Below are 12919 nucleotides of genomic sequence, written 5' to 3'. Positions count from 1 at the left end.
CTGGCGAATAGCGGAAAAACAGGCTAGATTTCCCTTCATAACGGACATTAACGTCCGCAATAGGACAAACGATGGATAACTTAGCCGGCGTGAGCGCCTTCGTGCAGGCCGCTGAAACTCTCAGCTTCGTTGACGCCGGCCGCGTGCTCGGCATCTCGGCCTCGGCGGTGGGGAAAAGCATCGCCCGCCTGGAGAACCGACTGGGCGTGCGTCTGTTTCACCGCAGCACGCGCAGCATGACGCTGACCGCCGAGGGGCGGCGGTTTCTGCTGCGGTGTCAGCGCATTCTGGAGGAGATGGCGGCGGCGGAACGGGATATCAGTGATACGCATAGCGCGCCGCGCGGCAAACTGCGCGTCAGTCTGCCGCTGGTGGGAGGCCTGTTAAATCCGGTATTGGCGGAATTTGTCCGGAACTATCCCGATATTGAGCTGGAAGCCGATTTTTCCGACCGTCGGGTCGATGTCGTAGAAGAAGGTTTTGACGCCGTGATTCGGGTCGGCGAAACCGAGGACTCACGCCTGATGAGCCGCCGGTTGGGCACGTTTCATCTGCAGTTGGTGGCCGCGCCCGATTACCTGCATCGTGCCGGAATCCCGCTTCAACCGGCGGATCTGCATGGACATGCCGGTCTGTTATACAAATACCCCTCTACCGGCAAAGTGGAACCCTGGCCGCTTGAAGGCTGGGAAAAGCGAATCGAGACGCTGGCGCACCGGTTGGTTTGCAACACCGTCGATACCCTGATTTATCTGGCGGAAAGCGGCCAGGGCATCGCCTGTTTACCGGATTTTTCCGTAAAGCGCTCGCTGGAACAGGGACGATTGCAGCAGATATTGCGCGAGCATTGCCGCCACAGCGGCAGCTTTAAAGTCCTGTGGCCTTCCAGCAAACACCTGACGCCGAAACTGCGGGTGTTTATCGATACGCTGAGCGCGCGGCTTTTTCGGGATTAGATGGGGACTTTCACCAGGAAGCAATCAGAGAGAAAAGAAATGTGAGGGAGCCGGAGGGCAACAATCGCCCCCTGGCGCGCTGATTCAGCCGTTTTTGCGGCCGATAGCGGAAAAGACGTTGAACACTTCACCCAGGCCGTAAATCGCGCCGAGCAAGACGGCCACCATTACCGGCACCAGGACCACCACGGTGGCCAAGCTTTCAATCATTTCTAACATCGTTCTCTCCTGGTTTATAAGCACAGCGAATCTGCGCCGGAAGAAAAGGTTTCCGGCCAAACGGTCGATTATCGTGGGGAGGCAGTCTAAAACGTGAGCTACATCACACTTGATGCGAGCTAATGTAACTTACACAATTACATTAACGCAATGCAAAAAATGCTCTGTGCGGAACGGGGTTTGGCGTGATTTTTTATTGCGTATCTGCTTGATATTGCGGTGAACAAGGGACGAAGGGATAGCCGGCGCGCAGCTCGACCTGCCCGGCCATTTCGGCGATGCTGGTCTGCGCCAGGCTGGCTTCCAGCGCGTGACCGACACGCGCAAACTCTTGCTCCAGCACCGGGGTAATAGCGTGGCCGATATAGCACGCCTCGTTAGGCCGGGTGCGGTGCAGCGTGAAATAAGGTTGCTCCTCCACCGCGCGATACACGTCCAGCAGAGAAATCGCTTCCGCCGGCCGCGCTAACAGCGCCCCGCCGCCTTGCCCCATCTGCGAATAGGTCAGCCCCGCCTCCGCCAACGCCCCGAGGATGCGTCGCACTACCGTCGGATTGGTGTTGACGCTGCGGGCGATATCTTCGGAACGCACCGTCTGGCCGCGACACAGCGTGATGTTGGTCAGAATATGGATGGCAACGGCAAATCGCGTAGAGGTAGACACCTTGGCACCTGCTCAGAGTTTCGCTTATGTCGGATTAAAACATAAGGAAAGCGTATCAATTTCCGGTAATACACATAATGAGTAGGGATAAGTGGAATGTCAACCTGCCCCCGCCCGAAGGCGGCGGCTCCTCAGGCTTCGGTACGGATCGCCGTGACTTTGTCGGGATAAAATGCCAGATGATCCTTGATCGCCACCACGGCGTTGTAAGGCATTTCATAGCTCCAGGCCACATTGTCTCCCTGTGGGCCGTTCAGCGTGAGAGAGAAATAACTGCAGTCGCCCTTATAAGGGCAGTAGCTCACGTGCTCGTTTTTCTGCAACAGCGCCATATTCACATCCTCACGCGGAAAGTAAAACACCGGCGGATAGTTGGCTTCCTGCAAGATGAGCACATGACGGCTGTCGGCCAGGATTTGGCCGGCGCCGCGCACCACGACCCGCGTCGGATGGCGGGTCAGCGTAATCGGATGGTCCGGGCCGGGAATTTTCACCGGTTTGCCGGATGCGGAAACGAGCTCGGACATGGCGGCCTCCAGCGTGTGCGCCCCGCCCCTCATGAGGCGTCTTCCCAGTATAGCCGAACGGTTTTGCCGACGGCCGCACATTCGGCGAGCGATCGCTTTTCACCGCGCCAAAATTAAGAATTTTTACCTGTTCGATTTTCTTTCGGAGGAATACATTCATCCCAACTTCTACCGGCGAGTTAATCGGATTATTTTTAATCCATTAATTAGCCAATTTACCAGGAACTCATTATGAATATTAAACGTGCCGCGGGTGTGTTGGTGGTGGTGATGGCGACGCTTTCCGTTACCGCATGTGGGCATATGTCCAATCGCGATCGCAACACGGCGATCGGTGCGGGCGTCGGCGCCGTGGGCGGCGCGGTATTGACCGACGGCAGCACGCTGGGCACCCTCGGCGGCGCAGCGCTGGGCGGCATCATCGGCCACCAGACCAGCCGTTAATTCTCCCGCCCAAAATAACCTTCGCAGGCCGGCGTTTTTTTAATCCATGCGCGCCGGCCTGTTTTTATTTACTCCGCTGAAATTCCTCAGGGAGCGAACCTAAATAAATAACGTTAAGCGCGGCTTTATTATTCATTAACCTGCGCCAGGGTTATTTATTGCGCCGGCAGCCTGAAACGTGCCATCGCTTTTTCCAATCGTTCCGATTCGCCCTGCAGCAACTGCGAAGCCTCGGTCACCGCGTTCACCACGGCGCCGGTTTGCCGCGCCACCTGATTCAGCCCGGCGATGCGCGCCGTCACGTCCTGAATGCTCTCCCCCTGATTGAGCGACGCCAGCGAGATCTCCCCCATCAGCGCGCTAAACGTGTTCACCAGATCGATAATTTGACGCAAATTGCCCGCCAGCAGATCCACCGCTTGCGACCCCTGATCGATTTGCTGCAACGAGCGGTTGATCAGCTGCTGAATATCGCGCGTAGACTGGCTGCTCTTCTGCGCCAGCAGGCCCACTTCTTTAGCGACAATGGCGAAACCGCGGCCGTGAACGCCGGCGTGCGCGGCCTCGATCGCCGCATTCAGCGCCAGAATATTGGTCTGAAACGCCACGCTGTCGATCAGCGCCACAATGCCGCGCATCTCGGCCGATTGGTTGACGATCCCTTGCATCGAGACGTTGACGGTTTGCATCATCTTTTCACCGGCGCCGGCGCACTGTCGAGCCTGTTCGGTGCGTTGATTGGCCAGCTGCGCGTATTGGCCGTTTTCTTCCACCCGCGCCGCCAACTGCTGCACGTGCTCGGTCGCCAACTGCAATTCGCCGTCCTGCTTCGCCGACTGCGCCGTCAACTGTCGATTGCCGTCCGCCAGCCGCCCGACGCCGTTCAGGATCCCGCTCGCCGCATCGCGCACCTCACTCACCAGCCGCTGCAGGCCGTTTTGCATGTGGCCAATGCTGGTTTGCAACTGGCGCATTTCGCGGTTAACCGCCCGTTCAGGCGGCAACGGCCGCGAAAGATCGCCGGCGGCCAGCACGTTGAGATGGGCGATCGCCCCTTGCAACGGTGCGATCACCCAACGAGCAACGCCGAACCACACGCCCACGGCGATCAGCGCCAACGCCGCGAGCGCGCCGAGCGCATAGGTTTTGGCCTGCTCCAGCGCCGCCAATTGCCGCACGTTGACGTCATCGCCGCGTCGTTCGTTCAGCGCCTGATAAGCGAGATACTTCTCGTTGAAATCCGCCTGAAAAGCCTGGATCGGCACGGCGAAAAACGCATCGATGCTGTCGCTGCGTTGCAGCCCTTGCGCCTGCTCCTTCAGACCGTCATAGAACAGACGATAACTGCCTTTCAGGGCGTCAGCGGCCTCGGGCATGGTCGCGCTCAGGCGCTCAAACCGAGCGAAGGCCTGCTCTGAAGCCTGCAACGCCGCCAGCGATTCATCCAGCAGGCTGTGCCAGCTGCCGTCGGAGCCGGTGGCTTTATCCTGCAGATAGTAAATGCCCGCACGGTTCAGGGTATCGCTGGCCGTCAGCAGCGACAGCCTGGCGCGATCCATCGCCGCCTGCTGGCGATGCAAGGCGTCGCCCGTCACCAGGTTAATCTTGGCGTCGCGCAGAATATTGGAAATAAATACGGTGGAAAACAATTGCAGCAGAGAAAATAGCGCGATAACGCAAATTACGCCGCTTAATAACCCCATGCTTTTGCCGAAGCCAAACGCGCGCGGCAGCGCCGTCGCAGGTTTTACCCTGCGGCCAAGTGTCAGTTTTATATTCATGATTTTTAGTCGGTAATACCAGGATGCCGCGAGTCTAACGAGCATTGATGACACGACGATTACAGCCGCCCATAGGTGGGTGTTGCCGGGTTAGGAATGCGTTGAAATCATGTTAAGGCTTGAACGAAAGAGGGAATTGTCTTGGTGAGAAAATAAGCTTCTCTGCGAATCGCCAAATAAGAAATATTATTTTAGAAACAGAGAAATTCATTCAAGTCGAATATCAATCAATACTTCAAGGCATATCCATAATAAATACTGCCGTAGGTTAAACTCGTGGTATTGAAGCGTGGGTCAGACATTTTCTGACCCACTCACTTCCCGCTTAAATCCTCACCCTTTAACCGACGACACCACATTGAGCGGCTGGGCATCCGGCAGGATATTCATGTGCTCCAGCACCTGGGCCATGATCTTGCCGAACACCGGTCCGGCTACCGAGCCGCCGAAGTGCTTGCCGGCTTTCGGGTTGTTGACCATCACCACCAGCGCCACCTGCGGATCGCTGGCCGGCGCCACGCCGGCGGTATAGTTGATATAGCCGCCGTCGTATTTGCCGCTGGGGCCCATTTTCTCGGCGGTACCGGTTTTGATCGCCAGACGGTAGCCGGGCACCGCGGCGTTCACCCCGCTGCCGCCCGGCAAGGCGTCGCTCTCCATCATATGCACCACGGTTTTCACGGTATCGGCCGGCAGAATACGTTGCCCCATCACCGGCGGCGTCACCTTGGTGATCGACAGCGGCCGATAAATGCCGAAGGAACCGATCGCGGCATACTCGCGCGCCATTTGCAGCGGCGTCACGCGCAGCCCATAGCCGAAGGAAAACGTAGCGCGTTCGATATCGGCCCAGCGCTCGCGATGCTGCGGCAGGTAGCCGCTGCTCTCGTTGCCGATGCCAAGCTCGGTCGGCCGCCCCAGGCCAAAGCTGCGGTAGACCGCCGGCAGCACCGTGGCCGGCAGCGCCAGCGCAATGTGCGATACCGCGATGTCGCTCGATTTTTGCAGCACGCCGGTGATGGTCAGCTTCGACCAGTGGCCGACGTCCTTGATCAGGTGACCGTTCACCCGATACGGCGTGGTATCCAACACGGTATCCGGCCGGATCAGCTTATGTTCCAGCCCCACCATCACCACGACCGGTTTCACCGTCGAACCCGGTTCGAAGCTGTCGCTGCTGCACACATTGCGGATATCTTTCGCCGGCGTGCTGCCATAGTTGTTCGGGTTGAACGACGGGTAGCTGGCCATGCCGAGGATTTCGCCGGTGTCGATTTTCACCAGCACCGCGCAGCCGGAGTCGGCCTGGTTAGCCACCACGCCGTCGCGGATCTGCGCATAGAGCACGTACTGGATAAATTTGTCGATGCTGAGCGTCACATTCGGCGGCGGCACCGGATCCACGCTTTTAATCACGCCGATAACCGCGCCGCTGCCGTCCTTCTGGTAGACCCGCAGGCCGTTTTTACCCTGCAGCAACGGGTTAAAGCCCAGCTCGATGCCCTCCAGCCCCTGATTGTCCTGGCCGACGATGCCGATCAGTCCGGCCGCGTCCTGGCCCATCGGATAGAAGCGGCTGAAATCCTGCTCGGTGCTGACGCCGGTCAGGTGCAGCTTGCTGATATAAGCGGCGTTGTCGTCCTCCACCTTGCGCGCCAGGTAGACAAAGCGTTTGTGCGCGTTGCTCTGGATCAGATGCTGCACGTCCGCCAGCGGGATCTTCAGCACGTTGGCCATGCTCTGCCAGCGTTCGTTGCCGGTATCGGTCTGGGTATCGAGAATATGCTTCGGATCCAGCACGATGTCTTTCGACGACACGCTGACCGCCAGCGCCTCATTGTTGCGATCGGTGATCATGGCGCGGTTGGTCGGCACCACCTGGGTGCGGATCGAGCGCTGGTCAGCCTGGTTCGCCAACTGCTGGTGTTCCAGCAGTTGCAGGTAACCGACCCTGAACGCCAACAGAAAAAAACAGACCAGCATGCCGGCGCAAATCCAGCCGAAACGAACTGTGGAATAGGTTTTACCGCTCTTTTTGGTCGATGGCGCCACTGTTGTGTTAACCCTGCGTTTTTATTCGGTTTATCGTGTTATTTCAGTCTACCTTGCCGGAAATGGTCAGGAGATTGCAGTTTGTAAGAAAGTAAAAACAAACCGCATCACCGTTGCACATCCGCACTGTCGTTTAACTGCGGTTTAGTTTGCGCCGCGTCGCCGGGCTGCGGCGCGTTGGCCGGATCGAAAATGTGGTCGAGGATCGCGCGCGCGGTCGGCCCCGCCACCACGCCGTCGCCGCCGCCGTTTTCAAGGATCAGCGCCATCGCCACCCGGGGGTTTTTGTAGGGAGCGAACAGCGTATAAAAGATGTGATCGCGCAGCCGCACCGGGATCATTTTGGCGTTGTAAGTCTGGTTTTGCTTCAGGCTGAATACCTGTGAGGTGCCGGATTTAGCGGCAATCTGGTACGGCGCGGTATGGAACAGCTTGTATCCGGTGCCGTTCGGCAGGTTGGCCATGCCATACATGCCGTTGCGCACAATGCCCCAGTAAGGCGAACGGGGATCGCCAATCTGCAGCGCCTGCGTCGGCGGCTGATAACGCGTGACCCGGTTGCCCTGCTGCAGCGAATACAGCAGGTGCGGCGTTTTCACCTTACCGTTGTTGATCAGCGTAGTCAGCGCTTTCACCATCTGAATAGGCGTCGCCACCCAATATCCCTGGCCGATGCCTACCGATACCGTATCCCCCTGATACCAGACTTTTTTGTGCACCTTCAGCTTCCAGTCGCGGCTTGGCAGCACGCCGCGGTACTCTTCGTTCAGATCGATGCCGGTCGACTGGCCGTAACCGAACTGGCTCAGCCAGTGGTGAATGCGATCGATACCCATCTCATAGGCCACCTGATAAAAGAAGGTGTCGGCGGACTCCTCGATCGCTTTGGTGACGTTGAGCATGCCGTGACCGGTTTTCAGCCAGTCGCGGTAGCGGCGTTCGGTGCCGGGCAGCGTCCAGGTCGGCGCGCCGAAAAAGGTGGTGGTGGGCGTGATCACCCCGGCAAACAGCGCCGAAACCGCCATGTAGGGCTTCACCGTCGACGCCGGCGGGTACAAGCCCTGGGTGACGCGGTTGATCAGCGGCAAATCCGGGTTGCGGAGCAGCGCCTTATAGGCCTGATAGCCGATGCCTTTGACGAAGGGATTGGGATCGTAACTGGGGCTGGAGACCATCGCCAGAATGCCGCCGTCGTGCGGATCTTCCACCACCACCGCGGCGCGTTGCCCCTTCAGCACCGATTCGATGTACTGCTGCAGCGGCAGATCCAGCGTCAGATAGATGTTTTTGCCGGCCTGCGGCGGCTGCTCCTTCAGCAAGCGGATCACGCGCCCGTGGTTATCCACCTCCACCTCCTGATAGCCGGTGGTGCCGTGCAGCTCGGACTCGTAATAGGCCTCGATGCCCTGTTTGCCGATGTTGCGATCGGCGGCATAGTTCTCGCTCAACCCGGCCTTGTCCAGGCGCTTGAGATCGCTGTCGTTGATCTTCGACACGTAACCCAGCACGTGCGCCAGCTGCGCGCCGTAAGGATATTCACGCTGCTGATAGGTATCGATAGTCACCCCGTCGAAACGGTATTGATTGACGGCGAAGCGCGCCACCTCGGTGTCGTTCAGCCCGGCTTTCAGCGTTATCGGCTTGTAGCGGCTGTTGTGGTGCATGTCGTCGCGAAACGCGCTGATATCTTCCGGCGTCAGATCGACGATCGGCGTCAACGCCTGCAGCAGCGACGCCATGTCGGTGATTTTGCTGGGCGTGATCTCGATGCGATACAGTGTCACGTTTCGCACCAGCGGAATGCCGTTGCGATCGAAGATCAGCCCGCGGCTCGGGGCGATCGGCAACATCTTGATGTCATTCTGGTTGGAGCGCGTCTGGTAAAAGCCGTGCTGGCGAATTTGCAGCCGGTAGAGGTTGACGACCAGCGCGCCGAAACAGACCACCACCAGCGCCAGCGCCACGGCCGCCCGACGGATAAACAGCATCTCTTCCGCGGAGTGGTCGCGAATTTTTTCTTTTAACAGGGCCATGCGGAGCCGATACCTTTTGCGTCACATTTCCCGCAAAATCAGGGAACTGAAAAGCCGGCAAGCATAGCGTTATCGGGCGCGACGCCCCATGAAAAGGTTGCTAATGAAATGGCATAACTGTTTCAGCATATTGGAATGTTACCGACGGCGATTTTTTCACCGCGCGCCCCATTGAGCCGCCGTTCCTCTCAATGCTACAATGTGATCCATATCACACTATTACCGTTATTCTCCTCCGCATTTTCCTGTCGGCGCCCTGCCGGATGCGGCTTTTTGTTACATAGGATCGAGTTCGATGAGTACCATTGCCACCGGTTTAATCATGATGCGCTGGGAGTTGCTGAGCGCCGTGATGATGTTCTTCGCCAGCCAGTTAAACGTCGTTTGCCGTAAAACCAGCCGCAATGGCATGGCGTTCATGTTCAGCAGCCTGGGCCTGTTTACCGCCTGCTGGTTCGTGATGGGCCTGATGGGCATTCACTTCACCCTCGAAGCCTTCGCCCAATTCTGGTCATCGGCCTGGGATCGCTACGTGGACGTGGTCAGCACCATGCCGGTCGATTGGCCGATGCCGTAATCGCGCCGCAGGGGGGCAACTCAGGCCGCCCCTGCAATCAGTCTTCCGCAGAAGGCGCCGCCGCCAGCCGCGCCATCAACGCCCCCGCTTCGATCAGTTGCGCCTGTTCTTGCTCCGTTAAACAGCTTTCCATCGCCGCCAGCAACCACGCCTCGCGCCGGGTGCGGCTTTGCTGCAGCAAACCCAGCCCGGCGGGGGTCAGCCGCACCCGCACCCGGCGTTTGTCTTCGGCATCCGGCGTGCGCACCAGCAGCCCATCGGCTTCCAGCTCGCGCAACGCGGCCGCCAGATTTGAGGAGCGCATACGCTCCGACTCCGCCAGCAACGACGGCGTCGCCTCGCCGCCGTGGCGATCGATAGCTCCCAGCAGCATCAGCTGGGCCCAGGATTTTTCGTCGCTGCGCGATTCGCGCCGCAGGCGGCGCACCAGCGACATTAACTGCGTACGCAGCAGCGTCACGTCTTCAGGATGATCTTTTTTCATTGGCATCAATAGATAACGATAGATTTGTCCGTACTTTCACACCGAGACCGGGAACGGTCAACCGAAATTGGCGGACGAAATATGCCAGCTCGCTATTGGCGGGTGCCGGCGTTGAGCGGCAACACCGCGTGCACCACCAAAGCGAACAGCAGACCGACGCCACCGCCCAGCAACACATTGACCACCCTTTCTGCGGCGATCGACGGCGCTTTTCCGGCAATCACCAACGCGCAGGCGATGCAGGCGCAACGGGCACCAAACCCCAAGGTATAACGATGAAAAGACACCAAGGTGAGCATCGTCACCACGCTCAGCAGTTCATAACCCACATTGCCATGCGGCATGAGGCTGCCCAGCAAAATACCGACGGGCACCCCCAGCAATGCCCCTGACGCACGCTGGCGGAGTTTGTTGCACGTACCGGCCATATCGCCGCTGATCACGCTGACGGCCGACCAGATCACCCATTGCCCGTAATCAATGTGTTGCCACTCAACGATCGCGGCCGACAGTGCCACGGCACAACTTACGGCGAGCAAAGCCTCGCCGCAGGCCACGCGGGCGCCAAGCTCATCGCTGCGGCGCAGCTGGAGATAATGATGCAGGCTGTCACTCGTCGACAGCCGCGCTAGCCGCCGGTGCTCTGCCAGTGCAAGCATCAACACTGGCAAGGCGGCTGCCCCCAGAAAAGGGAGCAGCGCCCAGCCGCGTTGGGCTAATGGCGCGCCGGCGCCACCTTCAGCGGTTTCACACGCCAGATAAAGAGCCGGAATAAAAATAAAATTCCCCAGGGATCGCAGCTTGCCGCCGAACGCGGAGATCCCAACCGCCGCCGCCGCCGCCAACACGCACGCCAAAACGAAGATCACCGGCGAGTGCATGGCGCACAGCAGCGCCATAAAGAGCAGCAGCAATGCCGCCGCATGCAGCGCCACGCCGAGCGGCGCCAGTTCAAGGCGCTCGCAAACGACAAACAACGATATGGTGACCACCGAAGCCTTCAGCCAGTTGGCATTGCCTGTCGCCAGGCTCAGGGCCAGCAACGGCGCCAACACCCATGCTCCCCGTCGCAGCTGACGCCAGGCGATTTCTTCACGCAGCGGCTTCATAATGCGCTCAACTGTTCCAGCGTGACGATATCGGCAATAGTGGCAAGCGTTTCCATCGAGATCCGGTGCTCTTCCGCCGTGGCCGCCGCGCAAGCCTCTTCCAGTATCAGCACCTGATAATCTCGATCGTGCGCGTCGCGCGCCGTCGCCTGTACCGCCCAGGTGCTGCTGACCCCACAGATCACCAACCGTTCAATGCGGCGGGCGCGCAGCGTCGCATCCAGATTGGTGCCATAAAACGCGCTGACGCGCGGTTTTACGATGGTTAACTCTCCCAAGTCAGACGCTAAATCAGGGTGAAAATCCGTGCCCGGCTGGCCCAGTGCAATAGCGCCAAATTGATGTGCCTGCCCAAACATCCGCGAGCATTTTGGTTGATCGACATAACCGGCCGCGAAACCGACTTTAACCAATATGCGCAGCCAAGCCTTGCGCTGCGCGAGAGACAACGCGCTATTTGCCCGCGCGATGGCATCGCGCTCAATAACCTGCTGTGCCGAGCGCGCAATTTTTCCTTCCGGATGGGAGATATCCACGATGTAGTCCAGAGCGATCAGTGCGGTATTCATAGAAAGCGTCTCCTTGCCGCCGACACGGCGAAATGGATAGAGAGAGAGTGGTGCCGCCGGATTGTTGAGCGGCTTGGTGGAGTAGCTTAAAATAAATACCTATGTTAATATAGCTATTAATTTATAGCAAAATATAACAACGCCGCCGACGGGCTTTACGTTTTCTCACGCATTTCACCCCGCACCAGCCAGTTCGCGGTGTTATTATTATCTTGCTTAACAAATCCCTCCAAATTCAAAGTGGTACGACAAGTCGATGGAAGCGTGGAAAGTCAATCTGATCTCGGTCTGGCTCGGGTGTTTCTTCACCGGGCTGGCGATGAGCCAAATCCTCCCTTTTCTGCCGCTGTACGTCGAACAACTCGGCGTCAGCGATCCTCAATCCCTCAGCCTGTGGTCCGGGCTGGTATTCAGCGGCACCTTTTTGGTCTCGGCGGTGGTGTCGCCGCTGTGGGGCAGCCTGGCCGACCGTAAGGGCCGTAAGCTGATGCTGCTGCGCGCTTCGCTGGGCATGGCGATCGTCATCGCGCTGCAGGGGCTGGCCACCAACGTGTGGCAGCTGTTCGCGCTGCGCGCCCTGATGGGGCTGACGTCCGGCTATATTCCCAACGCCATGGCGCTGGTCGCCTCGCAGGCGCCGCGCGATAAAAGCGGCTGGGCGCTGGGCACGCTCTCGACCGGGCAGATCTCCGGCGTGATCGCCGGGCCGCTGCTGGGCGGGCTGATGGCCGACCATCTGGGGCTGCGGGTGGTGTTTTTCGTCACCGCCGGGCTGATGTTCGTCAGCTTCCTGGTGACGCTGTTCCTGATTAAAGAGCGGCGCATCACGGTGAAAAAAGCGGATCAGCTGAGCGGCAAGGCGGTATTCCGGTCGCTGCCCTATCCGGCGCTGATCGTCACGCTGTTCGTTTGCACCCTGATGATTCAGCTGGCCAACTCCTCCATCAGCCCGATCCTGACGCTGTTCATTCGCGAACTGTCGGGCAACGTCAGCAATATCGCCTTCGTCAGCGGCATGATCGCCGCCGTGCCCGGCATCGCGGCGCTGATCTCCGCGCCGCGCCTCGGGCGGCTCGGCGATCGCATCGGCACCGCGCGCATTCTGATCGCCGCGCTGCTGTTCACCACCGGCCTGTTCGCCGTGATGGCCTGGGTGAATACGCCGCTGCAGCTGGGCATTCTGCGTTTTCTGCTGGGCTTCGCCGATGGCGCGCTGATGCCGGCGGTGCAGGCGCTGCTGCTGAAGTATTCCTCCGATCAGGTGACCGGGCGCATCTTCGGCTATAACCAGTCATTTATGTATCTGGGCAACGTGGTCGGCCCGCTGCTGGGTTCGGGCATTTCGGCGATGATGGGGTTCCGTTGGGTGTTCGCCGTGACGGCGGTATTGGTGCTGTTCAATGCGCTGCAGCTGCGCCATCAGTTCAAAAAAGTGCAGCCTAAACGCGCGGGATAGCGGGGAATGCGAGGGAAGCGCCTCAAGCAGTGGCGGGACAATGACGCC

At 59.1% G+C, this 12919-nt stretch carries 13 protein-coding genes; 4 read left to right on the top strand and 9 right to left on the bottom strand.

From position 1 onward, the window contains the following. Nucleotides 1-71 precede the first annotated feature (71 nt). Nucleotides 72-956 carry a LysR family transcriptional regulator gene (locus tag J9788_RS04065; protein WP_182264498.1) on the top strand — a complete coding sequence of 295 codons (885 nt, stop codon included), beginning with the start codon at nt 72-74 and terminating at the stop codon, nt 954-956. Between the two features lie 84 nt (nt 957-1040). On the opposite strand, the gene J9788_RS04060 is transcribed toward J9788_RS04065, so the two are convergent. The 3 genes from J9788_RS04060 to J9788_RS04050 form a co-directional block, all read right to left on the bottom strand. Further along, nucleotides 1041-1175: an AcrZ family multidrug efflux pump-associated protein gene (locus tag J9788_RS04060; RefSeq protein WP_033643027.1), complete on the bottom strand. Its 135-nt coding sequence runs from the start codon at nt 1173-1175 to the stop codon at nt 1041-1043. Nucleotides 1176-1368: 193 nt separating this feature from the next. Then, nucleotides 1369-1839 carry an Rrf2 family transcriptional regulator gene (locus tag J9788_RS04055; RefSeq protein ID WP_046898394.1) on the bottom strand — a complete coding sequence of 157 codons (471 nt, stop codon included), beginning with the start codon at nt 1837-1839 and terminating at the stop codon, nt 1369-1371. Between the two features lie 131 nt (nt 1840-1970). Further along, nucleotides 1971-2366 (bottom strand): DUF427 domain-containing protein, encoded by a 396-nt coding sequence (locus J9788_RS04050; RefSeq protein ID WP_182264499.1) that lies wholly within the window; start codon nt 2364-2366, stop codon nt 1971-1973. A gap of 231 nt (nt 2367-2597) precedes the next feature. On the opposite strand from J9788_RS04050, the gene osmB reads away from it, so the two are divergent. Further along, complete coding sequence (osmB, locus tag J9788_RS04045) at nt 2598-2810, top strand: osmotically-inducible lipoprotein OsmB (RefSeq protein ID WP_004940700.1); 213 nt, start codon at nt 2598-2600, stop codon at nt 2808-2810. A 155-nt stretch (nt 2811-2965) separates the two neighbouring features. Here osmB and J9788_RS04040 read toward each other — a convergent pair whose 3' ends face one another. From J9788_RS04040 to mrdA, 3 genes are all read right to left on the bottom strand, one after another. Continuing rightward, on the bottom strand, nt 2966-4591 hold the full coding sequence (locus J9788_RS04040) for a methyl-accepting chemotaxis protein (protein ID WP_046898396.1): 1626 nt from the start codon (nt 4589-4591) through the stop codon (nt 2966-2968). Between the two features lie 333 nt (nt 4592-4924). Continuing rightward, nucleotides 4925-6643 (bottom strand): penicillin-binding transpeptidase domain-containing protein, encoded by a 1719-nt coding sequence (locus tag J9788_RS04035; RefSeq protein WP_046898397.1) that lies wholly within the window; start codon nt 6641-6643, stop codon nt 4925-4927. 107 nt (nt 6644-6750) lie between these two features. Beyond that, on the bottom strand, nt 6751-8676 hold the full coding sequence (gene mrdA / locus J9788_RS04030) for a penicillin-binding protein 2 (RefSeq protein WP_046898398.1): 1926 nt from the start codon (nt 8674-8676) through the stop codon (nt 6751-6753). A gap of 295 nt (nt 8677-8971) precedes the next feature. On the opposite strand from mrdA, the gene J9788_RS04025 reads away from it, so the two are divergent. Next, on the top strand, nt 8972-9253 hold the full coding sequence (locus J9788_RS04025) for a YjcB family protein (RefSeq protein WP_046898399.1): 282 nt from the start codon (nt 8972-8974) through the stop codon (nt 9251-9253). A 37-nt stretch (nt 9254-9290) separates the two neighbouring features. Here the strand turns inward: J9788_RS04025 and J9788_RS04020 are convergent, their stop codons facing one another. The 3 genes from J9788_RS04020 to J9788_RS04010 form a co-directional block, all read right to left on the bottom strand. Further along, nucleotides 9291-9737 (bottom strand): MarR family winged helix-turn-helix transcriptional regulator, encoded by a 447-nt coding sequence (locus tag J9788_RS04020; protein WP_046898400.1) that lies wholly within the window; start codon nt 9735-9737, stop codon nt 9291-9293. 92 nt (nt 9738-9829) lie between these two features. Beyond that, nucleotides 9830-10846: an FUSC family protein gene (locus tag J9788_RS04015; RefSeq protein ID WP_182264500.1), complete on the bottom strand. Its 1017-nt coding sequence runs from the start codon at nt 10844-10846 to the stop codon at nt 9830-9832. Then, the gene (locus J9788_RS04010; RefSeq protein ID WP_182264501.1) at nt 10843-11415 is read right to left on the bottom strand and encodes an isochorismatase family cysteine hydrolase; all 573 of its coding nucleotides are present in this window, start codon (nt 11413-11415) and stop codon (nt 10843-10845) included. The genes J9788_RS04015 and J9788_RS04010 overlap by 4 nt, the downstream gene beginning before the upstream one ends. A 256-nt stretch (nt 11416-11671) precedes the next feature. Here J9788_RS04010 and J9788_RS04005 point away from each other — a divergent pair, with 256 nt between their 5' ends. Beyond that, nucleotides 11672-12871 (top strand): multidrug efflux MFS transporter, encoded by a 1200-nt coding sequence (locus J9788_RS04005; RefSeq protein ID WP_094142508.1) that lies wholly within the window; start codon nt 11672-11674, stop codon nt 12869-12871. The last annotated feature ends 48 nt before the right edge of the window (nt 12872-12919 follow it).

It is taken from the genome of Serratia sp. X10 (genome assembly GCF_017811775.1).
GTDB classification, from domain to species: Bacteria; Pseudomonadota; Gammaproteobacteria; order Enterobacterales; family Enterobacteriaceae; genus Serratia; species Serratia ureilytica.
This window is presented reverse-complemented; position numbering and strand designations above follow the sequence as displayed.

What these genes read in the sequence shown, in the direction of transcription:
- J9788_RS04065 (WP_182264498.1), top strand. Translation starts at nt 72, where the DNA reads ATGGATAACTTAGCCGGCGTGAGCGCCTTCGTGCAGGCCGCTGAAACT.
- J9788_RS04060 (WP_033643027.1), bottom strand. Translation starts at nt 1,175, where the DNA reads ATGTTAGAAATGATTGAAAGCTTGGCCACCGTGGTGGTCCTGGTGCCG.
- J9788_RS04050 (WP_182264499.1), bottom strand. Translation starts at nt 2,366, where the DNA reads ATGTCCGAGCTCGTTTCCGCATCCGGCAAACCGGTGAAAATTCCCGGC.
- osmB (WP_004940700.1), top strand. Translation starts at nt 2,598, where the DNA reads ATGAATATTAAACGTGCCGCGGGTGTGTTGGTGGTGGTGATGGCGACG.
- J9788_RS04040 (WP_046898396.1), bottom strand. Translation starts at nt 4,591, where the DNA reads ATGAATATAAAACTGACACTTGGCCGCAGGGTAAAACCTGCGACGGCG.
- mrdA (WP_046898398.1), bottom strand. Translation starts at nt 8,676, where the DNA reads ATGGCCCTGTTAAAAGAAAAAATTCGCGACCACTCCGCGGAAGAGATG.
- J9788_RS04025 (WP_046898399.1), top strand. Translation starts at nt 8,972, where the DNA reads ATGAGTACCATTGCCACCGGTTTAATCATGATGCGCTGGGAGTTGCTG.
- J9788_RS04020 (WP_046898400.1), bottom strand. Translation starts at nt 9,737, where the DNA reads ATGAAAAAAGATCATCCTGAAGACGTGACGCTGCTGCGTACGCAGTTA.
- J9788_RS04015 (WP_182264500.1), bottom strand. Translation starts at nt 10,846, where the DNA reads ATGAAGCCGCTGCGTGAAGAAATCGCCTGGCGTCAGCTGCGACGGGGA.
- J9788_RS04010 (WP_182264501.1), bottom strand. Translation starts at nt 11,415, where the DNA reads ATGAATACCGCACTGATCGCTCTGGACTACATCGTGGATATCTCCCAT.
- J9788_RS04005 (WP_094142508.1), top strand. Translation starts at nt 11,672, where the DNA reads ATGGAAGCGTGGAAAGTCAATCTGATCTCGGTCTGGCTCGGGTGTTTC.